Below are 22,942 nucleotides of genomic sequence, written 5' to 3'. Positions count from 1 at the left end.
CCACCGGGTTGACGATGGTTGACGCCCCCCACCCGCCCCGGCTCCCCCGCTCCCGATGCCCGCTCCCGCGTCCCGAGCCCGGCTCCCCATACCGGTTCCCGCTCGCCGCTCCCTTGTACGCGCGGCAGCCCCGTTCCAGGTGGATGGAACGGGGCTGCCGAGGAGCGGGGGTGGTTACTTGAGGCCGGCTGCCGTGCAGGCGGACTTGTAGTCGGCCGTGCAGATCTGCGAGATCTTGTAGATGCCGTCCGCGACGACGGTGTCCTTGATCTTGCTCTTGGTCACGGCGTTGACCTGCACCAGCTGGGCCGGGATGTCCTTGGTGGTCGGGCTGTCCACGGTGTCCTGGGTGAGCGCGTCGAACTGGATGTCCTTGCCCTGCACCTTGTAGACGGCCATCTCGGCGGCGGCCTCGGCCTCGTCCGGGTAGGGCTTGTAGACGGTCATGTACTGCTCGCCGGCGAGGATCCGGTGGATGGCGTCGAGGTCGGCGTCCTGGCCGGTGATCGGCGGCATCGAGGTGACGCCGGCCGCCTTGAGGGCCTTGACGATGCCGCCCGCCATCGCGTCGTTGGCGGAGTAGACGGCGGCGACGTTGTCCTTGCCGATCGAGGCGATCGCCTTGCCGACCTCCTTCTCGGCGATGTCCGGGTCCCAGTCCTTGGTGTCGTACGAGGCGGCGATCGTCACCTTGCCGTTCAGCTCGGACATCGCGCCCGTCTTGAACTGCTTGGCGTTGGGGTCGGTCGGCGAGCCGTTGACCATGATGACCTTGTCGGAGGTGTCGACGTTCGAGCCGAGGCCCTCCAGGAGCGTACGGGCCTGGACCTCGCCCACCAGTTCGTTGTCGAAGGAGACGTAGGCGTCGATGGGGCCCTCGGCGAGGCGGTCGTAGGCGATGACGGGGATGCCCGCATCCTTGGCGTTCTTCACCGTCCCCGCGATGGCGTGCGCGTCGACCGAGTCCAGGATGATCACGTCGACCTTGTCGTCGATCATCTTCTGCATCTGCTTCTTCTGCGTGTCGGCGGACGAGGCGGCGTTCTCGTAGTCGACCTTGCCCTGCTTGTTCGTGAGCTCCTCGATCTTCGACTTCATGATCGGGTAGTCGAAGTTCGAGTACCGGGTGTTGATCTTGTCCGGCATCAGCACGCCCACCGTGACGTCGTTGCCCTTGGTCGGTGTCGCGGAGGTCGACGATCCCGTCGCGTTGAACACGCCGCAGCCGGCGAGCGAAAGGGTCATCGTGGACGCGGCCACGAACATGGCTATACGACGCATACGGGTGCTCACTTCAGGTGCGTTCCGGACATGGGGCCGCTAGAGGACCCAGATGTCTGAAAAGCCAACGCGTACGCCACACCCGGCGTCAAGCGGAACTACTTAACGAGTGCGCAACACCACGCTCCGCCGACCCTGTGAAGACATCGCGGAACCGTCTCCAAGCACCCTTTACGGACCCTCCACCCACAGGGAGTTCATGGGAAGGCAAAGATCAGTACAACCAAGTCCATTCCTCGTGAGTCGACATCTGCACCGGCTGACACCGGTGTACGGAGTACGACCAGAGGATCGAATGAACCCAGCCAGCCGCACCGTGGCCGCCGCCGCGGTGCTCGCCACCGCCGGCACCCTGCTCGGCGGCGCGGCCGTCACCGCATCCGCGGCCACGGCCTGCACCTCTCCTGTCTACAAACGCCAGTTGTTCGCGAACACCACGTTCAAGGGCACCCCGAAGAAGACCGACTGCGACAGCGCGATCGACCAGAGCTGGAGCGGGGCCCCCGCCTCCGGCCTCCCGAAGGACAATTTCGGCGTCCGCTGGACCGTCACCCGTGACTTCGGCTCCGGCGGCCCCTTCGCGCTCGCCGCCTCCGGCCTCGACGGCATCCGGGTCTACGTCGACGGCACCCGCCGTGTCGACCTGTGGAAGAACACCAGCAGGACGGTGAGCAGGACCGTCAACGTGACCGTCCCGTCCGGCAAGCACACGATTCGCGTCGACTACGTCAACTGGACCGGCGCCGCGAAGGTCAAGTTCGCCTACACGCCCCGTACTTCGGCGAGCGTCGACAAGGTCAGGCCCCTCACCCCGGCGGGCGCCACGGTGTCGTACGACGCCGCCACCGGCAGGGCCCGGCTCACCTGGTCGAAGAACAAGGAGATGGACCTCTCCGGCTACCGCGTCTACCGCCGCCCGCAGGGCACCTCGTTCGGCGGCACACCGCTGGCGGCCACCGGCGCCACGTCGTACACCGACAGCTCGCTGCCCGTGGACGGGAAGGTCTACTACTACGAGGTGCGCGCCTACGACAGGGCGGGCAACGTGTCGGCGGGCACGGCCGACCAGAAGGTCACCACGGCCGACCGCACCGCTCCGGAGCGGGTCACCGGGGTGACCGTCCGCGCGAGCACCGCGGGCAACGTCGTGACCTGGCAGGCCTCTTCGGCACAGGACCTCGACCACTACGAGCTGTGGGCCTCGCGGGGCGGCGAGCCCGACCCGGACGGGCCCGAGTTCCTGGGCCTGCCGGGCTTCACCGACGCCACCGCGGACGCCGGTACGCCCTACACGTACACCGTCCAGGCCGTCGACACCACCGGGAACGTCTCCGCGGTCTCGGCGCACGTGACGGCCACCCGCCCGGCGGCGTCCGCCGTGGCCGCCCCGGCCGGCCTCACGGCCACCCCCGCGGACGCCGCCACCGGCCTGAGCTGGACCCCGTCCGGGGACCCGGCCGTCAGCGGTTACCACGTGTACCGCCGGACCGTCTTCAACGGCGCCTGGACCCTGCTGGGGAGCAGCTCCGGCGCGTCCTACGAGGACACCTCGGCCCCGCGGCACAAGGCGTACTACTACGTCGCCGCCGTGGACGGGGACGGCGCCGAGTCGGCGCCCTCGGCGGAGTCGACCGTCGACCGGCTCTCCCCGGCCACCGCGACCGGCCCGGCCGCCCCGAAGCTCACCCTGGTCAGCGAGGGGATCCCGGCGCGCTCCCCGGTCAGGGTGACGGCCGCGCCCGGCGCGGGCGACGAGGACCGCGGACTCCAGGGGTACTCCTGGGAGGTCGCCGGTGCCTGCGGGGTCAGCGGCACCCTGCTGTCCACCACCGGGAACCTCTCCTGGACGCCTCCGTACAACGGACCGTGCACGGTGACCGTGTACGCCGTGGACGCCTACGGGCGGCAGGGCGAACAGAGTTCGTCGCTGGACTTCTTCGTGGGCCGGTGACACACCGGCTCGCCGGCCGGTGACACACGAAGGGGCCCGGAGGATCCTCCGGGCCCCGCTCGTACGCGCGCAGGTCAGTCCTTGGCCTTCTTGGGCCGCCACACCACCAGCGCGCTGGTCTGCTGCACTTCCTGGTACGGCACCAGGTCGCGGCGGTACGAGGCGTGCACCGCGGCTTCCCGCTGCTGCATCGCGGCCGCCGCGCCGTCGACCGCCGCCTGGAGCTCGGCGACGCGCTGCTGGAGCGCGACGACCTGGTTCTCCAGTTCGATGATGCGCTTGATGCCGGCCAGGTTGATGCCCTCGTCCTGGGACAACGCCTGCACCTGGCGGAGCAGTTCGATGTCGCGGGCCGAGTAGCGCCGGCCCCGCCCGGCCGTGCGGTCCGGGGAGACCAGGCCGAGGCGGTCGTACTGGCGCAGCGTCTGCGGGTGCAGTCCGGAGAGCTGGGCAGCCACCGAGATGACGTAGACCGGGGTTTCCTCGGTCAGTTCATAAGGGTTGCGCCGACGGCCGTCCATCTCTGTCATGCTCCCTTCGCGGCCTCGAACAGCTCGGCCCGCGGGTCCTCGCCCGCGGTCGCCTCGCGATACGCCTCCAGTGCGTCACGAGCATTCCCCGACAGGTCCTTCGGGACACTCACCTCGACGGTGACCAGGAGGTCGCCGCGGGTGCCGTCCTTGCGGACCGCGCCCTTGCCGCGGGCGCGCATGGTGCGGCCGTTGGGCGTGCCCGGGGGCAGCTTCAGGGTGACCGGCGGTCCGCCCAGGGTCGGGACCCTGACCTCGCCGCCGAGCGCCGCCTCGGTGAAGGTCACCGGGACGGTCACCGTGAGGTTGTCCTCCTTGCGGCCGAACACCGGGTGGGTGTCGACGTGCACCATGACGTACAGGTCGCCCGCGGGGCCGCCGCGTTCACCCGGTGCGCCCTTGCCCCGCAGCCGGATGCGCTGGCCGTCGGTCACCCCGGCGGGGATGCGGACCTGCATGGTCCGGGACGACTTGGCGCGCCCGCTGCCCTTGCAGTCGGGGCAGGGGTTCTCCGCGATCAGGCCGCGGCCCTTGCAGTCCGGGCAGGGGTCGGTCAGCGAGAAGCCGCCGCCGGATCCCCGCGCCACCTGGCCGGTGCCGACGCAGGTCGGGCACACACGCGGGGTGCCGTTCGCGTCGCCGGTGCCCGAACAGGCCTTGCAGGGGGCCTGCGAGGACATCCGCAGCGGGACCGTGGCGCCCTCGATGGCCTCCGTGAAGCTGAGCGTGACCTCGGACTCGATGTCCTGGCCGCGCCTGGGCTGGGTGCGCTGGCCCGCGCCCCCGCCCCGGTTGAACAGGCCCCCCAGGACGTCACTGAAGCCGCCGCCGCCGAAGCCGCCGCCCCCGGCCTGGGCGCCGCCTCCGAAGAGGTCGCCCAGGTCGAAGTTGAAGTTGCCGCCGCCCGCGCCCGGCCCGGGGCGGAAGCCGCCGTTGCCGAAGAGGGCGCGCGCCTCGTCGTACTCCTTGCGCTTCTTGGGGTCGCCGAGTATGTCGTTCGCCTCGGAGATCTCCTTGAAGCGCTCCTCGGCCTTGACGTTGCCCTTGTTGGCGTCCGGGTGGAACTCGCGGGCGAGCTTCCGGTACGCCTTCTTGATCTCGGCCTCGGTGGCGTCCTTGGGGACGCCGAGGACCTTGTAGTAGTCCTTCTCGATGAAGTCCTTGGTGCTCATCCCCGACGCCCCTCCTTCCGCTCGGTCCTTATTTCGTCAGCCCTCCTCAGGGCCGTTGTCCTTCTCGTCCCCGGCCGCGGGAGCCTCTTCGGACCCCTCGGCCTTCGCCGGTGTCGCCCCCGGCTGCGGTTCGGCGACCGCCACCCGCGCGGGGCGGATGGTGCGCTCGCCGATGCGATACCCGGGCTGCAGGATGGCCACGCACGTCGTCTCGGTGACGTCCGGCGCGTAGCTGTGCATCAGCGCCTCGTGGATCGTCGGGTCGAAGGGCTCGCCCTCCTTGCCGAACTGCTGCAGGCCCATCTTCGCCGCGACCGTCTCCAGCGACTCGGCCACCGACTTGAAGCCGCCGACCAGTTCGCCGTGTTCCCGGGCGCGGCCGATGTCGTCGAGCACGGGCAGGAGTTCGGTCAGGAGGTTCGCGATGGCGATCTCCCGGACCGTGATCCGGTCGCGCTCCACTCGGCGGCGGTAGTTCTGGTACTCGGCCTGGAGGCGCTGGAGGTCCGCGGTGCGCTCGCCGAGCGCGGTGCGTACCTGGTCCAGCTGGGCCGTCAGACCGGCCAGTTGTGCGCTTGAGTCCCCGGCCGGGGCCGCCCCCTGTGCGGGAGCGGCCTTCGGCTCGGCGTCGTCGGGGGTGGCGCCGGAGGGGACGTCGGGCTTCTCCTCGAAGCCCGGGGTCTCCTCCGTCACGCGGCACCGTCCTTGCGCTCGTCGTCGACGATCTCGGCGTCCACCACGTCGTCGGCGGCGTCACCGGCGGGGGCACCACCGGCGGCGGCACCCGCGGCCTGGGCGTCGGCGTACATGGCCTGGCCCAGCTTCTGGGAGACGGCCGCGACCTTCTCGGTGGCGGTGCGGATCTCGGCGGTGTCCTCGCCCTTGAGCTTCTCCTTCAGCTCGGCGATGGACTCCTCGACCTCGGTCTTGATCTCGCCCGGGACCTTGTCCTCGTTGTCCTTGAGGAACTTCTCGGTCTGGTAGACGAGCTGCTCGCCCTGGTTGCGGGTCTCGGCGGCCTCGCGGCGGCGGTGGTCCTCCTCCGCGTACTGCTCGGCCTCCTGGCGCATCCGGTCGACCTCGTCCTTCGGCAGCGAGGAGCCGCCGGTGACGGTCATCTTCTGCTCCTTGCCCGTGCCCAGGTCCTTCGCGGTCACGTGCATGATGCCGTTGGCGTCGATGTCGAAGGCGACCTCGATCTGCGGGACACCGCGCGGGGCCGGCGGCAGACCGGTCAGCTCGAACATGCCGAGCTTCTTGTTGTACGCCGCGATCTCGCGCTCGCCCTGGTAGACCTGGATCTGGACGGAGGGCTGGTTGTCCTCGGCGGTGGTGAAGATCTCGGACCGCTTGGTCGGGATCGTCGTGTTCCGCTCGATGAGCTTGGTCATGATGCCGCCCTTGGTCTCGATGCCGAGGGACAGCGGGGTCACGTCGAGGAGCAGGACGTCCTTGACCTCACCCTTGAGGACACCGGCCTGGAGCGCGGCGCCGATGGCGACGACCTCGTCCGGGTTGACGCCCTTGTTGGCGTCCTTGCCGCCGGTCAGCTCCTTGACGAGCTCGGCGACGGCGGGCATCCGGGTGGAGCCGCCGACGAGGACGACGTGGTCGATCTCGCCGAGCTGGATGCCGGCGTCCTTGATGACGTTGTGGAACGGGGTCTTGCAGCGCTCCAGCAGGTCCGCGGTCAGCTGCTGGAACTGGGCGCGGGTGAGCTTCTCGTCAAGGTGCAGGGGGCCCTCGGCGGAGGCGGTGATGTAGGGCAGGTTGATCGAGGTCTCCGTGGAGGAGGACAGCTCGATCTTGGCCTTCTCGGCGGCCTCGCGGAGGCGCTGGAGGGCCATCTTGTCCTTGCCGAGGTCCACGCCGTGACCGGCCGCGAACTGCTTGACCAGGTAGTCGACGACGCGCTGGTCCCAGTCGTCACCACCGAGGTGGTTGTCGCCGTTGGTGGCCTTCACCTCGACGACGCCGTCACCGATCTCCAGGAGGGACACGTCGAAGGTGCCGCCACCGAGGTCGAAGACGAGGATCGTCTGGTCGTCCTTGTCGAGGCCGTACGCGAGCGCGGCCGCGGTGGGCTCGTTGACGATGCGCAGGACGTTCAGGCCCGCGATCTCACCGGCCTCCTTCGTCGCCTGGCGCTCGGAGTCGTTGAAGTAGGCCGGGACGGTGATGACCGCGTCGGTCACCTTCTCGCCCAGGTAGGCCTCGGCGTCCCGCTTGAGCTTCTGCAGGATGAACGCGGAGATCTGCTGGGGGTTGAAGTCCTTCCCGTCCAGCTGGATCTTCCAGTCGGTGCCCATGTGACGCTTCACGGACCGGATGGTCCGGTCCACGTTGGTGACCGCCTGACGCTTGGCGACCTCGCCGACGAGGACTTCGCCGTTCTTCGCGAAGGCGACGACGGACGGCGTGGTCCGGGCACCCTCGGCGTTGGTGATGACGGTGGGCTCGCCGCCTTCAAGAACGCTGACGACGGAGTTAGTCGTGCCCAGGTCGATGCCGACCGCACGTGCCATGGTGATTTCCTCCAGCTGACTTGAGTGGAACGGACTCAAGTGTGCATCAACCGGAGCCACGGGTCAACAGACCTGAGTCATAGAGACTCAAGTCTTATCCGTTCCTTACACGCAAGTGGCCGCTGACCTGCGTGGATTCAGTACGTCGAGGCTCATACACCGGCACCCGAAGGAGTAGCAGCACGATGCTGACGGTGACGCAGGCGACGCATGTGGCGCCCGTCCGTCCGACCCAGCCACCGTGCACGAGCACCGCGACGAGTACCCCGGCGAAGGATCCGGCACCCAGGACGACCGTCGAGCCCTGCGGGGTGAGCCCCAGCCGCCGCAGCCGGTGCGCGAGATGGTCGGGCCCGCGCCGCAGCACCGGCCGCCCGGCCAGCAGCCGCGACAGGATCACCACGAGGACGTCGGCGCCCGCGACGGCGGTGAGCGCGAACAGCACCCCCGCGCTGGCGACGGGATCGTGCCCGGCCCGGGTCAGCAGCGCGGCCGCGGCCAGCACGAACCCGGCGAACAGCGAGCCGGTGGCCCCGAGGGCGATCCGCGCGGGATGCCAGTTGTGCATCAGGAACCCGGTGAGCGCGGCGGCCAGCACGCTCAGCAGCACGGCGAGCCCGTCCATCACCTCGGCGGCAGCACAGGCGCCGGCCCCGAACGCCGTCACCACCCCGACCGTCCCGGCCAGCCCGTCCGCGTGGTCGAGCCCCTTGAAGGCGACGGCGACGAACGCGATCCACCCGACGCCCAGCACCCCGCCGGCGATCCCGAACTCCCCGTACGGCACCACACAGGCCGCCGCCACGGCCGTACCGAACAGCAGGAACCTGGTCTTCAGCCGCCACACGTCGGCGACCACCCCGAGCAGGGACACGGCCGCCCCGGCGATCAGCAGCTCCCCCACCCCGGTGCCGAGGGGGGCGACCCCGCTCCAGTCGCCGGCGCCCGCGACCACACAGGTGGCGCCGACGACGGCGAGGCCGCCCAGGGCCGGCACGGGCCGCGCCCGCCTGCGGTCGACCAGGCCGAGCCGCAGCGCGGGGGGCCGGATCAGGGCGGCGAGGACGGCGGCGAGCAGGAGGGCGGTGGTGGCGGCGGCGATCCCGTAGAGCACAGGTCCAAATTAGACCTGAATGTAACCATTCTGTACGAATAACACGATCGGGTTGCGGGACCGGAGCACAGGCAGACCTCAGCGATCCAGATCACTCCGCACCTGGCTACAGTGCGAGTAAAGATGCGGGTAGTCTCAGACGGACTGCATAAGTTACCGCTTAGTAATTTCGGGAACACTCGCGAAGAGACCCGAAGAGACCCCTCGCAGGCCCGAGGAGCCCCCATGCAACTCGCCGCGATCATCGTGTCGCTGGTTCTGATCGTGGTCGGCGTGGCGTTGTTCGCCCGCGCCGTCCTGCAGATCTACAACTTCCTGCGGCTCGGTCAGAACGTGCCCGCCGGCACCCGTACCGACGAGCCCGTCCAACGGACCGTCACCGTGGTCAGGGAGTTCCTCGGCCACACCCGGATGAACCGGTGGGGCATCGTCGGCGTGGCGCACTGGTTCGTCGCGGTCGGCTTCTTCTCCCTCCTGCTGACCATCGTCAACGCCGTCGGCCAGCTGTTCCAGGCCGACTGGATCCTGCCGGTCATCGGCGACTGGGCGCCGTACAACGTCTTCGTCGAGTTCATCGGCACCATGACGGTCCTCGGCATCCTCGTGCTGATCGCCATCCGCCAGCTGAGCAAGCCGAACCGGCCGGGCCGCAAGTCCCGCTTCGCCGGCTCCAACTTCGGCCAGGCGTACTTCGTCGAGACGGTCATCCTGATCGTCGGCGTCTGCATCTTCACGCTGCACGCCCTGGAGGGCGCCCAGCACCACGTGGACTCCTACGAGGCGTCGTTCTTCATCTCGTACCCGGTCGTCTCCTGGTTCCGGGGCATGGACGTCTCCACGCTCCAGAACCTCACCTACTTCTTCGCCGGCCTGAAGATCGCGACCTCGTTCATCTGGATGATCGTGGTCGCCCTGAAGACCGACATGGGTGTCGCCTGGCACCGCTTCCTGGCCTTCCCGAACATCTGGTTCAAGCGCAACGCCACGGGTGAGACCTCGCTGGGCGCCCTGCTCCCGATGACCTCCGGCGGCAAGCCGATCGACTTCACCGACCCCGGTGACGACGACGTCTTCGGCGTCTCCCAGGTCGAGCAGTTCTCCTGGAAGGGCCTGCTGGACTTCTCCACCTGCACCGAGTGCGGCCGCTGCCAGTCGCAGTGCCCGGCCTGGAACACCGGCAAGCCGCTCTCCCCCAAGCTGCTGATCATGTCCCTGCGGGACAACGCGCACGCCAAGGCGCCGTACCTGCTGGCCGGCGGCGGCAAGACCGCCGAGGGCGAGGAGAAGGGCTCCGAGGAGCAGCTGGCGGGCGTCCCCGCCGCCGCCCTCGCCGAGGCCGAGCGCCCCCTCATCGGCACCGCCGAGGAGAACGGCGTCATCGACCCGGACGTGCTGTGGTCCTGCACCACCTGCGGCGCCTGCGTCGAGCAGTGCCCCGTCGACATCGAGCACGTCGACCACATCGTCGACATGCGCCGCTACCAGGTCATGATCGAGTCCGCGTTCCCGTCCGAGGCGGGCACGATGCTCAAGAACCTGGAGAAGAAGGGCAACCCCTGGGGCCTGGCGAAGAAGCAGCGCCTGGAGTGGCTCAAGGAGGTCGACTTCGAGGTCCCGGTCGTCGGCAAGGACATCGAGGACCTCACCGAGGTCGAGTACCTGTACTGGGTCGGCTGCGCGGGCTCCCTCGAGGACCGCGCCAAGAAGACCACCAAGGCCTTCGCCGAGCTGCTGCACATCGCGGGCGTCAAGTTCGCGATCATGGGCGGCGACGAGAAGTGCACCGGTGACTCCGCCCGCCGCCTGGGCAACGAGCCCCTGTTCCAGGAGCTCGGCATGGAGAACGTCATGGCCCTGAACACGGCGTTCGGCGAGGAGCTGGACGACGACGGCAAGGTCACGGCGGAGTCCCGCAAGCCGAAGTCGGCGAAGAAGATCGTCGCCACCTGCCCGCACTGCCTCAACACGCTCGGCAACGAGTACCCGCAGCTCGGCGGCGACTACGAGGTCATCCACCACACCCAGCTGCTCCAGCACCTGGTGGACGAGGGCAAGCTGGTCCCGGTCACCCCGGTCGAGGGCATCATCACCTACCACGACCCCTGCTACCTGGGCCGCCACAACAAGATCTACACGCCCCCGCGCGAGATCATCGGCAAGGTCCCGGGCCTGCGCAACGAGGAGATGCACCGCCACAAGGAGCGCGGCTTCTGCTGCGGCGCCGGCGGCGCCCGGATGTGGATGGAGGAGCGGATCGGCAAGCGCATCAACAACGAGCGCGTCGACGAAGCCCTGTCGGTGAACCCCGACATCGTCTCCACCGCCTGCCCGTTCTGCCTGGTCATGCTCACCGACTCGGTCAACGGCAAGAAGAACGATGGCAAGGCCAAGGAGTCCATCCAGGTCGTGGACGTGGCCCAGCTGCTCCTCGACTCGGTCCGCACCCCGGTGGACCCGGCCGGCGAGGCGGAGCAGGAGAACGCCCCGGAGCCCGAGCCGGTGAAGTAACGAGAATGGCGGCGCCGGTCACGGCCGCGCCGTTCGACGCCCCCCACGCCCTCGCCGGGCCTGGGGGGCGTCGTCGTTCCCGGGCCCCCCGCCCAGCGCCTGCCCGAGCAGCGCGGCCCCGAGCGGGGTCAGCGTGTGCAGGACCGTCGGACCGACCTGCCGGCTGGTGGTCAGTCCGGCGTCGCGGAGCACCGTGGTGTGCCGGCTGGCACCGGAGAGGGAGACCCCCACGGCCCGCGCGAGCTCTCCCGTGGTCAGGCCGTCGGCGACACACCGCAGCACCCGCGCCCTGGTGCCGCCGAGCAGCGCGCCCAGCGGTACGCGCTCCGTGGGGAGCGCCTCCTCGGGCACCGGCGGCGGGCTCAGCGGGTACGAGAGCACGGGCGGCAGTCCGGCGTCGGCCAGGGCGACCGGCGTCCCCCACGAGAAGTACGTCGGGACGATCCTGATCCCGCGCCCGCGCAGATGGAGGTCGCGGTCCGTGCGGTAGTCCACTTCCAGGACCGGCCGGCGCCAGCGGAACCGGGGCCCCAGACTCGCCAGCAGTGCCTCGACCCCGCCGGTCAGCAGCGCACGGGCGAGCAGGCCGCGGTGGGCGACGAGCTCCCCGGCCATCTCCTCCCCGTACGGTACGACGGCCACCTCGTGGTACCGGCGGATCAGTTCGGTCAGCTCCCGCCGCTCGGGGCCCTGCCCCAGCCGCAGCGCCCAGGACGGCACCGGAGAGATCCCGTCGAGGAGCCGTACCTGGGCGAGCACGTCCTGCCGGGGCAGCCGGAGGATGCCGTCGAGGGCCGCCGCGACGCCGCCCTCGCCCTCCGGCGGCGTCAGGAAGTCGGGCAGGTACGGTCCGAGGGGATACAGGGCGAACAGCACGCCGCGCACCGGCCGGGACAGTCCGGCCGTGTTCAGGTCGGCGCACACCGTCCGGCGCCAGGCGGCGAACTGCCGGCGTCCGCCGCGGGACTGCAGCCGGTGGAGCGTCGAGAGCACCTCCCACATCGGGTCCGGCTCGGCGGCCACCCGGACGCGGGCGAGATCGACCTCACTGAAGTGAATACGGAGCACGTGATTCCCCCCGAAGAGCTCCACGTTTGCACCCAGGCGCAAGAGTGTGTCGCCGCCGACGGGGCCCTGCCAAGGTTCCCGTCAGGCCAGCAGTCGCTTTGGCCGAATCCCGCGCTTGACCGCACGAATCAGGAGGAACGCGCGTGTTCACGAAGAGAGCCAAGGTGACCGCCGGCACCATCGGGGCCCTGACCGCCGGAGTCCTCGCCCTGAGCGCCACCCCCGCGTCCGCGAGCGGCTCGTACAGCGGCCTCGCCTACGTCTACGGTGCCGGGGTCTTCACCGACGACTGGGACAACGAAGGCATCGTGGACACCAGCCACAACACGGCGTCCAACGCGACCTGCCTGTGGCAGAAGGTCCTGTGGGCCGACGGCGAGCTCACCGCCGCCGACATCGACGGTGACTTCGGGCCCACCACCAAGGCCGCGACCGCGAGGTGGCAGACCAAGTTCCAGGTCACCAGCGACGGTTCGGCCGGGAAGAACACCTGGACCGCGGCCGGCAACTGGCTGCGCAACTCGTCCTACGGGACGGACGGCACCGTGGCCAAGTACATCGGCACCGAGTTCATCATCGACGTCACGCGGGACAGCGACGGCTACTACCACTTCCTCGACGGCACCGGCGCGGGTCGCATCGCCGGCTACAACTACCGAACCTGCGGCTAGTACCGGCCACGGCCGGAAGTCCGCCGGTCCCGCGCCCCGGGGTCGCCTCGGCCGGCCACTGGGCCGTACGGGTCGTTGACCCGTACGGCCCACCTCTGCTCGCGTGCGGGCTCCGAGGCGGGTCGGGTGGAGGGGAGCGGATCGAGCTGGAGGTACGGGTGGCGGAGGGCAGCGCGCACGCGGACGGTGGAGCGGACCCGGCCGACGTGCGGGAACTGAGGGCCCGGGTGGCGGCCCTGGAGAAGGAGCGGGCCCGGCCGCCCCGGCACCACGTCCGGTCCGGGCTCGCCGCCGTGCTCATCGTCGTCGGCTGCCTGCTCGCGCCGCTGTCCGTGGTCGCCGCGTGGGCGGCCGACCAGGTGGCCGACACCGACCGGTACGTGGCCACCGTCGCCCCGCTCGCCTCGGACCCCGACGTGCAGGACGCCGTGGCGAACCGGGCCACCGACGCGCTCATGTCCCACCTGGACCTGCCCGCCCTGCTCGCGGACGTGGCCCCCGCCGACCGGCCCCGGCTGCAACAGGCGCTGGGCGGCAGACTGGGCGACGCCCTGGAGAGCGCGGTCCGCAGCTTCGTCCACGACCAGGCCCGGAAGGTCGCCGCGTCCGACGCGTTCAAAGCCGTGTGGACCGACGCCAACCGCCGGATCCACAGCTCGCTGGACAAGGCGCTCACCGGCGGTGGCGGCGGTGCGGTACAGCTGACGAACGACTCGGTCACCGTCGACATCGGCCCCGTCGTGGACCAGGTCAAGCAGCGCCTGATCGCCTCCGGTCTGTCCGCCGCCCAGCACATCCCGGCCGTCCACACCGACTTCACCCTCGTCAGGTCCGACCAGGTCGGCAAGGTCAAGACCTACGTGCGGCTGCTCCAGCTCGCCGGGAACTGGCTGCCGGTGCTGGCCGTCCTGCTGGTCGCGGCCGGCGTGCTGCTCTCGGTGCGGCGGCGCCGGGCGCTGGTGGCCGGCTGTCTCGGGGTCGCCGTCGCCACCGGTGTCCTCGGCATCGGACTGCGGGTGTTCCGCGTGCTCTACCTCGACCGGCTGCCCGCCGGGGTCTCGCCGGGCGCGGCGGCGGCCGTCTACGACGCGCTGGTGCACTTCCTCCAGACCACCGTGCGGATGGTCGTGGCCCTGGCCGTCGTGGTCGCCCTGGGTGCCTGGCTCACCGGGCCGGGCCGGTACGCCGGGCTGGTCCGGGGCCTGTGGACGTCCGGGATCGGCGCGGTACGCGGCACCGCCGACCACGCCGGCCTGCGCACCGGGCCGGTCGGGCCCTTCGTACGCCGGTACCGCACCTGGATCACCTGGCTGCTGGTGGCCGTCGCGCTGCTGGTCTACCTGCTGTGGCCGTACCCGACGGGCTGGGTGGTGGTCGGCATCGCCCTGTGCCTGCTCCTCGCCCTGGCCGTGGCGGACTTCCTGGCGTCCCCGCCCGAACCCGGCGGCTCCGCTACGTGAGACCGATCGCGGCGCAGTCCGCCGCGTACTTCGCGGTGCAGATCTGCCTGACGGTGTAGACGCCGTCCGCGATCACCGTGTCCTTGATGTTGTCCCGGGTGAGGGCGACCACCGGCACGAGCGTCGCGGGGATGTCCTTGGCGGTCGGGCTGTCGACCTTGTCCTGGGCCAGCGCGTCGTACTGGATGTCCTTGCCCTGCACCTTGTACACCGCCATCTGCGCGGCGTCGGTGGCCTCGTCCAGGAACGACTTGTACACCGTCATGTACTGCTCGCCGGAGACCACCCGCTGCACCGCGTCCAGGTTCGCGTCCTGTCCGGTGACCGGCGGGATGCTGGTGGCGCCCGCCTGCTTCAGGGCGTCGATGACGGCGCCGGCCATGCCGTCGTTGGCCGAGTAGACCGCGGCGATCTCGCCGAGGCCGACGGCCTTGATCGCCTTCTTCATGTTCGCCTCGGCAACCGCGGGCGACCACTTGTCGGTGTCGTACTCCTCGGCTATCCGCACCTTGCCCTTGAGTTCGCTCAGGGCGCCCGCCTTGAAGCTCGCCGTGTTCGGGTCGGCGGGGTCGCCGTTCATCATGACGATCTTGCTGGTGGCGGCCTTGCTGCCGAGCGCCTCGATGACGGCGCGGGCCTGGACCTCGCCGACGAGTTCGTTGTCGTGCGAGACGTAGGCGTCGATCGGGCCCTGGGCGAGCCGGTCATAGGCGATGACGGGGATGCCGGCGTCCTTCGCCTTCTGGACGTCCGGTGCGATGGCCCTGGCGTCCAGCGCGTCCACCACGATGATGTCGACCTTCTTGGACACCATCTCCTGGAACTGCCGGCTCTGCTTGTCCTGGCTGGCCTCGGCGTTGGCGTAGTCGACCTTCCCCTTGCCGTGCGTGAGGGCGGCGACCTCCTTCGCGAAGATGGGGTGGTCGAAGGCCTCGAACCGGGCCGTGTCCTTGTCGGGCAGGAGCAGCCCGACGGTGATGTCGTCGCCCTTCTTCAGGGCCGTGGCGTCGTCGCTTCCGCCGAGGTCCTCGACGGCACCGCAGGCGGTGAGCAGGAGAGCGGACGCGGAGGCGGCCAGGGCGGTAGCGATGCGGGACAGATGGGTCCCACGGAGGATGGGAGATCTCACCTCAGGCGCCTTCCGAAGGGGGAGTGTCATGCGCGGCCGATGATGTGAGACGGAAGCAAACGCAAAGACCCACGGCACGTCAAGACGTATGGACAATAACGTGGTTGAGGGGTGCCCCTAAGGGAGATGCCGCGACCTTTTTGCGCATGGTGCGTGCGTGGCCTGTGTGCGGCTTGTGCGCGGGCGAACCGCGAACCGGGCGGGAGGCCTGACGGCCGGAGTGCGGGGCATGCTTACAGTTGGGGGGAGGGTGCTTCGGCCAGCAGGCACCGTGATGCCGCCGCGCGCACGGGGCCCCGAACGCGGTGCCGTGCGGGTGTTGACCCTTCAGGAGGCCACACCAGTGACCGAGTACCCGCATGCGCCCGCGCCCCAGGAACCCGCGGACCGTGCTGTCGACGAGCGCAACCGGCGGCTGGCCCGTGCCGGTGTCGCCCGCGCCGAGAAGCTCCTCGTCAAACGGTATCCGATCCCCTCCCAGCAGGACGCCTTCGACCTGCTGCGCCGCACCTCGCAGAAGTTCAACGTCAAGCTCCACACGCTCGCCGACGTCGCCGTCCGGCTGCCCGCCCCACAGGCCGGCGCCCCCAGCTGGGTACCGGGCCGTCCGCAGGGCGCAGCGCCCTCGCTGTCCGCCCTGCGCACCGGCCCGGAGCGGCTCACCGGGCACGGTGCCGTGCTCAAGGCCGCCCTGCGGCACACCCTGCACGTCACGGGCGCCGGGATGGGCAATGTGCAGCTGGTGGAGAACGGCATGCTCCGGCTGGAGCAACACACGGGACTGAACCGGCGGTTCACCAACTACTTCGCCTTCGTCGACGACTCCACGACAGCCTGCGGGCAGGCCGCCGGAGAACGCCGGCAGATCACCGTCAAGGACGTCGCCGTCTCCGACATCTTCGACGAGTCGTCCCGGGAGGCGATCCTCCAGGCGGGCAGCCGCGCCTGTCACAGCGTCCCGCTGGTCAGCCCCGGCGGGCAGGTGATGGGCATGATCTCGACCCATCACGAGGAGACCCTGCGCGACCTCAGCGTCGCCCAGCTGGCCGCGCTGCGCCAGGTCGGCGCGCAGGTCGGCCGCTGGCTGCTGTGGCACCGCAACACGGCGGTCCTCAGCGCCCTCAACGACCTCCACACCAACGCCACCCACCCCAACTGACCACCACCCCGGGACACGGAGAAACCGCGCGAGGGCGCGTGGGCCGGGGGGTGTGGAGTGGGGGTGTGGGTGAGGGAGGGGTGGTGTGACCGGGGGTGTGAAGTACGGGCGATCGGGCACTTCGGGGTCAAGGGCTCGCTTGGGGACGCAGGCGAGAGCCGTCGGCCCTCGGTGGGCGGCTGTGTGTCCGCCGCGCCCCCGGCGGGCGGCTCGCCGGACACGCCCCGGTCCACTGCCGCCGCCCGGCCAGCCGGCGGCTCTGCCGTCACGGTTCGCATCAGCGCGGCCGCGCTGGGTACGCACATCTCCATGAGGGTAAGCGTGGTGGACGCGGGGTCGAACACGGTCAGACTGGTGGTCAGCGACGCCGCGGGCGGCGTCCCGCTGCCGGTGCACACCGCCAAGTGGAAGCTCCGGTTGTCCGAACAGGTGGGCCCCGACGGTCACTTCGGCGAACAGGCCACGGAGCAGTTGGTCCGGGCGCTGCACCGGGCCGTCGAGACCGCCGCGCGCTGGGGTGCGCCCGAACCGCTGGCGTTCGCCACCGCCGTCGTACGCAACGCCCCCGACCGCACGGCCGTCCTGCGGGCCGTCGCCCAGGAGACGGGCGTACGGCTGTGCGTGCTGCCCGGCGAGGTGGAGGCCGAGCTGACCTTCCTCGGCGTCCGGCGCTGGATGGGCTGGCGGGCCGGCCCGCTGGCCGTCCTCGACATCGGGGGCGGCTCCTTCGAAGTGGCCTTCGGCCGGGGCCGGATGCCGGAGTTCGCGGTCTCCCTGCCGCTCGGCGCGGGCCGGCTCACCAACGAGTTCCTCGACCACGACGACGTGCCGTCGGACAAGGAGCTCCAGGCCCTGCGCCGCCGGGTGCGCCATCAACTGCGGGACGCGACCGCCCGTATCCGCTGGGAGCACCCGCACACCGCGGTCGCCACCTCCCGCACCTTCCAGCAGCTGGCCCGGCTGTGCGGTGCCGCCCCGGGCCGTCAGGGGCCGTTCGCCGACCGCTTCCTGGACCGGGCCGACCTGCGCCGTGCCATCGACCGGCTGGCCGCCCTGCCCGCGGCCGAACGCGCCACCCTGCCCGGTATCTCCGCGCCGCGGGCCCGGCAGAGCCTGGCGGGGGCGGTCGTCGGCCACACCGCGATGAAGCTCAGCGGCGTGCGGACCCTCGCGATCTGCCCGTGGGCCCTGCGCGAGGGGATCCTGCTGCGGTTCCTGGAGGACGGCACCGACTGGTGGGCCGACATCGAGGCGGCCCACGACGACACCCGGCACCGCCCCGCCACCGGGGCGGTGCCGCGGGCCCGGCTCACTGGAGGGTGAGCAGGCCTTCGCGCAGCCGGGCGAGGGTGCGGGTGAGCAGCCGGGAGACGTGCATCTGGGAGACGCCCAGGTGCTCCCCGATCTGGGCCTGGGTGAGTTCCTCGACGAACCGCATGTGGAGGATCTGCCGGTCCCGCTCGTCGAGGGCGGCGATCAGCGGCGCCAGCGAGTGGAAGTCCTCCACCAGTTCCAGCGCCGCGTCCTCGGTGCCGATGAAGTCCTGGAGCACCGCCTCCCCGTCCGTGCTGCCGCCGATGGTGGCGTCCAGGGAAGAGGAGTTGTAGCCGTTGGCGGCGAGGCGGGCCTCCCGGACCTCGTCCTCGGGCAGGCTCATCAGCTCCGACAGTTCCCGGTCCGTGGGGAGCCGGCCCAGCCTGCTCTGGAGTTCCTCGGTGGCCTTGGCGAGCTGCACCCGGGCCTCCTGGAGCCGGCGCGGCACGTGCACGGCCCAGGTGGTGTCACGGAAGAACCGCTTGATCTCGCCGACGATGTAGGGGATGGCGAAGGACGTGAACTCCGCCTCCCGGGACAGCTCGAACCGGTCGATGGCCTTGATCAGGCCGATCATGCCGACCTGGACGATGTCCTCCATCTCCTCCGGTCCACGGCTGCGGAAACGGCCGGCGGCGTAGCGGACCAGGGACATGTTCATCTCGATCAGGGTGCCGCGGGCGTACTGGTGCTCCGCGGTGCCCTCCTCCAGCGTGGCCAGCCGCTCGAAGAACAGCCGCGACAGCTGACGGGCGTCCTTCGGCGCCACCTGAGAAGGGTCGGGCACCTCCGGAAGCACGCTGGTTCCGGCGGCTCCGGTACCCCTTGCCTTCGTGCTCATGGACGTCATGCCGTTCCCCTCCCGAGTCCATACCATTCCGCGCGCGCCGGCCCGAGCAGCCGGCGTCGCGGCGCGTCTACCCCCTCATCGTGCTCCTACACGGGTGAGACCGCGACCGGTCTGGGCAGACGGGACTGGCACCCGTTTCACGGAGGGAACGCGGAGAGAACGCGAAGAGGAAGGAGGAGACGGTGGCAGAGGGACCGGAGCAGGAGGCGGAGGACGGACCGCAGGCGTCGCGGTCGTCGCTGAGAGCGGTGGGATGGGCACGCTCGCTGCCCGCGAGCAGCGGGGTGAAGGCCGCCAGAGACTGGACGCGCGGCCACCTGGCCACGCTCGGCTGGACCAGGACCGCCCCCGACCTGGTGGACTCGGTGTTGCTGACCGTCTCCGAACTCGTCACCAACGCCCACGTGCACGCGCACAGCACGGCACAGCTGATCCTGGTCTGGGACGAGGAGTGCCTGCACGTGACCGTGCACGACACCTCCTCGTACCTGCCCGAGCAGCGGCGCCCGGACGACGAGGCGCAGGGCGGACGCGGCATGCTCCTGGTGGACGCCCTCGCCGACACCTGGCAGGCCCAGCGCTGCCCGCGCGGCAAGGACGTCATCGCCTGCTTCAGGCCGCCGTCCGGTGCCACGGCCGGCTAGCGGGGGAGCCCGGACATGCGTGGGGCCCGGCCGTGACGGCCGGGCCCCGCAGCGTCAGTGCGTACCTGCTGGCTGGTTCACCATCGGTACCAGCGGCCGCGGCCACCTCCTGCGGAGGTGGAGCGCATGACGAAGCCGAGGAGCCATACCACCAGGACCACGACGGCGACCCACCAGAGGATCTTGAGGGCGAACCCGGCCCCGAAAAGGATCAGGGCAAGAAGCAGAACGAGCAGCAGGGGAACCATAGTTATCAACCTCCTGACCGCCGTGTGCCCTCCATTGATCCGCCCATTCTCGAAATTGCCTTGTTTGTGAAGGGAAAGTGGGGGAAGAGCAACGGCCGTCATTTCTCGTGCCGTCACGGTGCACCCGGCTCCCGACGTGTCCCCGGAGGGCGGCGGGCCGCGGTGTGTGCCTATGGTGGCCCGGTGACGGGCCTACCCCCGTGGACGCAGGTGGGCCGCAGGCTCCGGGTGCAGGGGCCGACGGCGGCCCGGATCCTGGTGATCGCGGTGATCTGCTGGCAGACCGCGCTGTGGGCGGGCGCCGACCAGCCACCCGTGTTCGCCGCCATCGTCCCGGTGCTGTGCCTGCGCGGCGACGCCGCGGCCTCCCTGACGGCACTGCTGCTGCGGATCCTCGGCGTGCTGGCCGGCGTGGCCCTGGGCGTCGCCGTCGTCTCCCTCTTCCGGCCGTCCACCGCCGTCCTCGCCGTCGTGCTGGGGGTGGCTTTGCTGTGCGGGACCGTCATCAGCTCCGGGACGACCCTGAACGTGCAGGTCGCGGTGACCTCGCTGCTGGTCTTCGCCAACCCCTCGCCGGACTCGTACGGCGTCGCCCGGCTGTGGGAGAACGCGCTGGGCGGCGCGGTCACCGCCGTCCTCGGTCCGGTGCTCTGGCCGCGGGACCCGCGCCGGGAGGCGGCGACGCTGGCGCGGGAGTGCTCGGCCGAACTGGCGGAAGGCCTCGTGAGCGGTACGCGGGCCATCGGGTCGCCGGACGCGGCGCGCGCGAACCGAGCGGCGGCGCAGGCGACGGCCGACCGGCTGCGCGCTCGCGGGCAGCGGGCACGGGAGGCGGAGTCGGCCCTGCGGTTCAATCCGCTGCGGCGCCGCCACCGCGCCGAGGTGACCGAGCTGGGCGGCCGCGTCGACCGCGCCGTACGGGCGGCACCGCATCTGCTGTCGCTGGCCGCGGAGGCCGAGTTCTTCTCGGTGCGCGACGGCCCCTCCCCCGCCCTCGCCCTGGCCAGGACCCGCCTCCTCCCGGCCGCCGAGGCCACCGGCCGGGCCTTGGAGGCCGTCCTCGCCGGACGGGACCCCCGCCCGGACGCCACCGCCGCCCGCGCCGCGCTGGCCCGGTACGCGCGGGAGGACACCCGGCCCCTGGCGGTGGTCCTCCGCCGCCCGTTCACCAGGATCCTCGACCTCTGCGACTCCCCGCGCTGAGCCCGGACGAGGACGCGTGGCGGCCGTCGTCGGCGCCGTCCGCCGCAGGCCGTCACCCGTTCGTAGGCGGGCGGTGGCCGGTGGGGGCGGCGGCGCCCACGATGGCGGGGAGGAACGGGCCGGCGCCCTGGGCGCGCCGGCTGCCGGCCTTACGTTCGTCTGTCTCTCTCGCCGTCGGAGGCCGCCGTGGGACACGCCGTCGGGGATGTGCTGGGGCTGGCCGCGGGTGTCGCGGTCAGCCCGCTGCCGATCGTGGCGATCATCCTCGTCCTGGCCACCCCGCGGGGGCGCCTGGGCGGGGTGCTGTTCGCCCTCGGGTGGGTGCTGGGGCTCGCGGCGCTCGGCGCGGTCATGCTGCTGGTCGGCGGGACCGGCGGCGCCTCGGCGCACAAGAACCCGGCCACCTGGGTGGGGGTCCTCAAACTCGTGCTGGGCGCGCTCCTCGCCCTCTTCGGCGCCGTGCAGTGGCGGCGCCGCCCCAAGGACCCGTCTCAGGCCAGGCTCCCCAAGTGGATGGCGGCGATCGACCACTTCTCCCCCGCCAAGATCCTCGGCCTGGGCCTGCTGCTCTCGGCGGGCAACCTCAAGAACGCCCCCCTGACCATCGCCGCCGCCGCCTCGATCAGCTCCGCCGGGATCTCCGTGCCCGAACAGATCGGCACCCTCGCCGTCTTCGTGGTCATCGCGTCCCTCGGCGTGCTCGCCCCGCTCGCCCTCTACCTGGTCATGGGCGAACGCGCCAAGGGCATCCTCGCCAACTGGCGGGAGTGGGCCGCACGGCACAACGTGGCCGTCCTGGCCGTCCTGTTCTTCGTGCTCGGGCTCAAGCTCCTCGGCGACGGCATCAGCATCCTCACCGGCTGAGCGACCCCGGGCTCCCTACCCCCCGTTCTGCTCGACGTCCAGATGGATCGGGCCCCGGAGGACAGGGCTGCGCCGGTACGGCGGCGGGTCGGCGACCAGGCCGGGGTGGTCCAGCCGTCGTACCAGCTCGGTCAGGGCGATCTGGGCCTCCCGGCGGGCCAGCGGACCGCCGAAGCACAGGTGGATGCCGCTGCCGAAACCGAGGTGCTGGTTGTCCCGCCGGTCGGGGTCGAACCGGTCGGGATCGCGGAACCGGTCCGGGTCACGGCTGCCGGAGGCCAGCATCAGCATGATCTGCGAGCCCCTGGGGATGACGGTGTCGGCGACGGTGACCTCGCTGTACGCCGCCCGCCAGGGAATGATGTGCACCGGGGGCTCGTAGCGCAGCAGTTCCTCGACCAGCGGCACGGCCAGCTCCGGTTCGTCGCGCAGCCGCCGCAGCACCTCCGGGTACCGCAGCAGCGTCAGCATCCCGTTGGTGATCAGGTTGACCGTCGTCTCGTGGCCGGCGATCAGCAGCAGGTTGGCGGTGGCGACGATCTCGTCGTCGGTCATCCGGCCGTCCGGTCCGTCGTCGTTGGCCAGCTTGGACAACAGGTCGTCGGTGGGGCGGCCGTGACGCTCCGCCACCAGCCCGCCGAGGAACTCGCGCAGGTCCCGGCGGGCCTGGAGGCCCTTCTCCAGTTTCTCCTTCGGGTCGACGGCGGGGTTGTAGTCGATCGAGTTGATGAGGTCGTTCACCCACCCGCGGAACTTCGGCTCGTCCTCGCGCGGCACGCCGAGCAGACGGCAGATCACCGTGACCGGGAACGGGTAGGCGAGGTCGTCGACGACGTCGATCCGTTCCTTGCCCGCGCAGTCGTCGATCAGTCCGACGACGGTCGCGGTCAGAAGCGGGTCCAGGCCGTCCACCAGGCCCGGGGTGTGCGGGGGCCCGAAGTGCCGCATCGCCATCCGCCGCAGCCGGTCGTGCTCGGGCGGATCCATGTTGATGAACGCCGGTGTGGCGTCGGCGTCCATGGAGGGCATCGGATGCGCCAGGTTGCGGACGTCGGAGCTGACATGCGGGTTGTGCAGCAGGTCGGCGAGTTCGCGGTACGTGCTGACGACGTAACTGCCGTCCTCCTGACGGGCCACCGGCGTCCGCCGCAGCTCGGCGTAGAGCGGGTACGGGTCGGCCCGGGAGGCGTAGTCGAGGATCCGGTGCAGCGTGTCCGGCCTCTGGATCGTGGTCATCTCGCTCTCCTCTCC

Annotated in this window: 20 protein-coding genes; 9 read left to right on the top strand and 11 right to left on the bottom strand. The window is 70.9% G+C overall.

Annotated elements, in window-relative coordinates:
• Positions 1 to 174: 174 nt before the first annotated feature.
• Positions 175 to 1,281 carry a sugar ABC transporter substrate-binding protein gene (locus MB828_RS31610; protein ID WP_133023500.1) on the bottom strand — a complete coding sequence of 369 codons (1,107 nt, stop codon included), beginning with the start codon at positions 1,279 to 1,281 and terminating at the stop codon, positions 175 to 177.
• 295 nt (positions 1,282 to 1,576) lie between these two features.
• Between MB828_RS31610 and MB828_RS31605 the strand changes: the two genes are divergently transcribed.
• Positions 1,577 to 3,232, top strand: a complete 1,656-nt coding sequence (locus tag MB828_RS31605; protein WP_301651159.1) for a fibronectin type III domain-containing protein — start codon at positions 1,577 to 1,579, stop codon at positions 3,230 to 3,232.
• A 74-nt stretch (positions 3,233 to 3,306) separates the two neighbouring features.
• Here MB828_RS31605 and MB828_RS31600 read toward each other — a convergent pair whose 3' ends face one another.
• From MB828_RS31600 to MB828_RS31580, 5 genes are all read right to left on the bottom strand, one after another.
• Positions 3,307 to 3,753, bottom strand: a complete 447-nt coding sequence (locus MB828_RS31600) for a heat shock protein transcriptional repressor HspR (RefSeq protein WP_046734448.1) — start codon at positions 3,751 to 3,753, stop codon at positions 3,307 to 3,309.
• Positions 3,754 to 3,758: 5 nt separating this feature from the next.
• Complete coding sequence (dnaJ, locus tag MB828_RS31595; protein ID WP_133023501.1) at positions 3,759 to 4,934, bottom strand: molecular chaperone DnaJ; 1,176 nt, start codon at positions 4,932 to 4,934, stop codon at positions 3,759 to 3,761.
• A 36-nt stretch (positions 4,935 to 4,970) separates the two neighbouring features.
• Entirely contained in the window at positions 4,971 to 5,627 is a 657-nt protein-coding gene (gene grpE, locus MB828_RS31590) for a nucleotide exchange factor GrpE (RefSeq protein WP_133023502.1), read from the bottom strand.
• Positions 5,624 to 7,459, bottom strand: coding sequence for a molecular chaperone DnaK (gene dnaK / locus MB828_RS31585; RefSeq protein WP_301651158.1), 1,836 nt, complete (start codon positions 7,457 to 7,459; stop codon positions 5,624 to 5,626). Before dnaK ends, grpE begins: the two co-directional genes overlap by 4 nt.
• Positions 7,460 to 7,553: 94 nt before the next feature.
• On the bottom strand, positions 7,554 to 8,573 hold the full coding sequence (locus tag MB828_RS31580) for an MraY family glycosyltransferase (RefSeq protein WP_046734444.1): 1,020 nt from the start codon (positions 8,571 to 8,573) through the stop codon (positions 7,554 to 7,556).
• A 225-nt stretch (positions 8,574 to 8,798) separates the two neighbouring features.
• Between MB828_RS31580 and MB828_RS31575 the strand changes: the two genes are divergently transcribed.
• Complete coding sequence (locus tag MB828_RS31575; protein ID WP_301651157.1) at positions 8,799 to 11,081, top strand: heterodisulfide reductase-related iron-sulfur binding cluster; 2,283 nt, start codon at positions 8,799 to 8,801, stop codon at positions 11,079 to 11,081.
• 18 nt (positions 11,082 to 11,099) lie between these two features.
• Here MB828_RS31575 and MB828_RS31570 read toward each other — a convergent pair whose 3' ends face one another.
• Positions 11,100 to 12,149 carry an ArsR/SmtB family transcription factor gene (locus tag MB828_RS31570; protein ID WP_301651156.1) on the bottom strand — a complete coding sequence of 350 codons (1,050 nt, stop codon included), beginning with the start codon at positions 12,147 to 12,149 and terminating at the stop codon, positions 11,100 to 11,102.
• A 143-nt stretch (positions 12,150 to 12,292) separates the two neighbouring features.
• Between MB828_RS31570 and MB828_RS31565 the strand changes: the two genes are divergently transcribed.
• On the top strand, positions 12,293 to 12,820 hold the full coding sequence (locus MB828_RS31565) for a peptidoglycan-binding domain-containing protein (RefSeq protein ID WP_133023506.1): 528 nt from the start codon (positions 12,293 to 12,295) through the stop codon (positions 12,818 to 12,820).
• A 158-nt stretch (positions 12,821 to 12,978) separates the two neighbouring features.
• A complete protein-coding gene (locus MB828_RS31560; protein WP_301651155.1) occupies positions 12,979 to 14,280 on the top strand; it encodes a hypothetical protein in 1,302 nt (433 codons plus the stop codon).
• Here MB828_RS31560 and MB828_RS31555 read toward each other — a convergent pair.
• Entirely contained in the window at positions 14,273 to 15,439 is a 1,167-nt protein-coding gene (locus tag MB828_RS31555) for a sugar ABC transporter substrate-binding protein (protein WP_430381452.1), read from the bottom strand. The genes MB828_RS31560 and MB828_RS31555 overlap by 8 nt on opposite strands.
• 313 nt (positions 15,440 to 15,752) lie before the next feature.
• On the opposite strand from MB828_RS31555, the gene MB828_RS31550 reads away from it, so the two are divergent.
• Positions 15,753 to 16,568, top strand: coding sequence for an ANTAR domain-containing protein (locus MB828_RS31550; RefSeq protein ID WP_301651154.1), 816 nt, complete (start codon positions 15,753 to 15,755; stop codon positions 16,566 to 16,568).
• Positions 16,569 to 16,877: 309 nt separating this feature from the next.
• Entirely contained in the window at positions 16,878 to 17,891 is a 1,014-nt protein-coding gene (locus MB828_RS31545) for a Ppx/GppA family phosphatase (protein ID WP_301651153.1), read from the top strand.
• Here MB828_RS31545 and MB828_RS31540 read toward each other — a convergent pair.
• Complete coding sequence (locus MB828_RS31540; RefSeq protein WP_430381451.1) at positions 17,878 to 18,732, bottom strand: RNA polymerase sigma factor SigF; 855 nt, start codon at positions 18,730 to 18,732, stop codon at positions 17,878 to 17,880. The genes MB828_RS31545 and MB828_RS31540 overlap by 14 nt on opposite strands.
• A 182-nt stretch (positions 18,733 to 18,914) precedes the next feature.
• Here MB828_RS31540 and MB828_RS31535 point away from each other — a divergent pair, with 182 nt between their 5' ends.
• Complete coding sequence (locus MB828_RS31535) at positions 18,915 to 19,376, top strand: ATP-binding protein (RefSeq protein ID WP_301651152.1); 462 nt, start codon at positions 18,915 to 18,917, stop codon at positions 19,374 to 19,376.
• Positions 19,377 to 19,453: 77 nt separating this feature from the next.
• Here MB828_RS31535 and MB828_RS31530 read toward each other — a convergent pair whose 3' ends face one another.
• The gene (locus tag MB828_RS31530) at positions 19,454 to 19,624 is read right to left on the bottom strand and encodes a hypothetical protein (protein WP_046734738.1); all 171 of its coding nucleotides are present in this window, start codon (positions 19,622 to 19,624) and stop codon (positions 19,454 to 19,456) included.
• Positions 19,625 to 19,807: 183 nt separating this feature from the next.
• Between MB828_RS31530 and MB828_RS31525 the strand changes: the two genes are divergently transcribed.
• Together MB828_RS31525 and MB828_RS31520 are read left to right on the top strand one after the other, a co-directional pair.
• Positions 19,808 to 20,827 carry an FUSC family protein gene (locus tag MB828_RS31525; protein WP_301651151.1) on the top strand — a complete coding sequence of 340 codons (1,020 nt, stop codon included), beginning with the start codon at positions 19,808 to 19,810 and terminating at the stop codon, positions 20,825 to 20,827.
• Positions 20,828 to 21,013: 186 nt separating this feature from the next.
• Entirely contained in the window at positions 21,014 to 21,691 is a 678-nt protein-coding gene (locus MB828_RS31520) for a GAP family protein (protein ID WP_301651150.1), read from the top strand.
• A 15-nt stretch (positions 21,692 to 21,706) separates the two neighbouring features.
• Here MB828_RS31520 and MB828_RS31515 read toward each other — a convergent pair whose 3' ends face one another.
• Positions 21,707 to 22,927, bottom strand: coding sequence for a cytochrome P450 (locus tag MB828_RS31515; RefSeq protein WP_301651149.1), 1,221 nt, complete (start codon positions 22,925 to 22,927; stop codon positions 21,707 to 21,709).
• Positions 22,928 to 22,942: the final 15 nt, after the last annotated feature.

Source organism: Streptomyces arenae (genome assembly GCF_022343545.1).
In the GTDB taxonomy this organism is placed as follows: domain Bacteria; phylum Actinomycetota; class Actinomycetes; order Streptomycetales; family Streptomycetaceae; genus Streptomyces; species Streptomyces humi.
This window is presented reverse-complemented; position numbering and strand designations above follow the sequence as displayed.

Excerpts from the sequence above, each read along its gene's own strand:
- MB828_RS31610 (WP_133023500.1), bottom strand. The coding sequence starts at position 1,281 with ATGCGTCGTATAGCCATGTTCGTGGCCGCGTCCACGATGACCCTTTCG.
- MB828_RS31605 (WP_301651159.1), top strand. The coding sequence starts at position 1,577 with ATGAACCCAGCCAGCCGCACCGTGGCCGCCGCCGCGGTGCTCGCCACC.
- MB828_RS31600 (WP_046734448.1), bottom strand. The coding sequence starts at position 3,753 with ATGGACGGCCGTCGGCGCAACCCTTATGAACTGACCGAGGAAACCCCG.
- dnaJ (WP_133023501.1), bottom strand. The coding sequence starts at position 4,934 with ATGAGCACCAAGGACTTCATCGAGAAGGACTACTACAAGGTCCTCGGC.
- dnaK (WP_301651158.1), bottom strand. The coding sequence starts at position 7,459 with ATGGCACGTGCGGTCGGCATCGACCTGGGCACGACTAACTCCGTCGTC.
- MB828_RS31575 (WP_301651157.1), top strand. The coding sequence starts at position 8,799 with ATGCAACTCGCCGCGATCATCGTGTCGCTGGTTCTGATCGTGGTCGGC.
- MB828_RS31555 (WP_430381452.1), bottom strand. The coding sequence starts at position 15,439 with ATGACACTCCCCCTTCGGAAGGCGCCTGAGGTGAGATCTCCCATCCTC.
- MB828_RS31545 (WP_301651153.1), top strand. The coding sequence starts at position 16,878 with ATGAGGGTAAGCGTGGTGGACGCGGGGTCGAACACGGTCAGACTGGTG.
- MB828_RS31540 (WP_430381451.1), bottom strand. The coding sequence starts at position 18,732 with ATGACGTCCATGAGCACGAAGGCAAGGGGTACCGGAGCCGCCGGAACC.
- MB828_RS31530 (WP_046734738.1), bottom strand. The coding sequence starts at position 19,624 with ATGGTTCCCCTGCTGCTCGTTCTGCTTCTTGCCCTGATCCTTTTCGGG.
- MB828_RS31515 (WP_301651149.1), bottom strand. The coding sequence starts at position 22,927 with ATGACCACGATCCAGAGGCCGGACACGCTGCACCGGATCCTCGACTAC.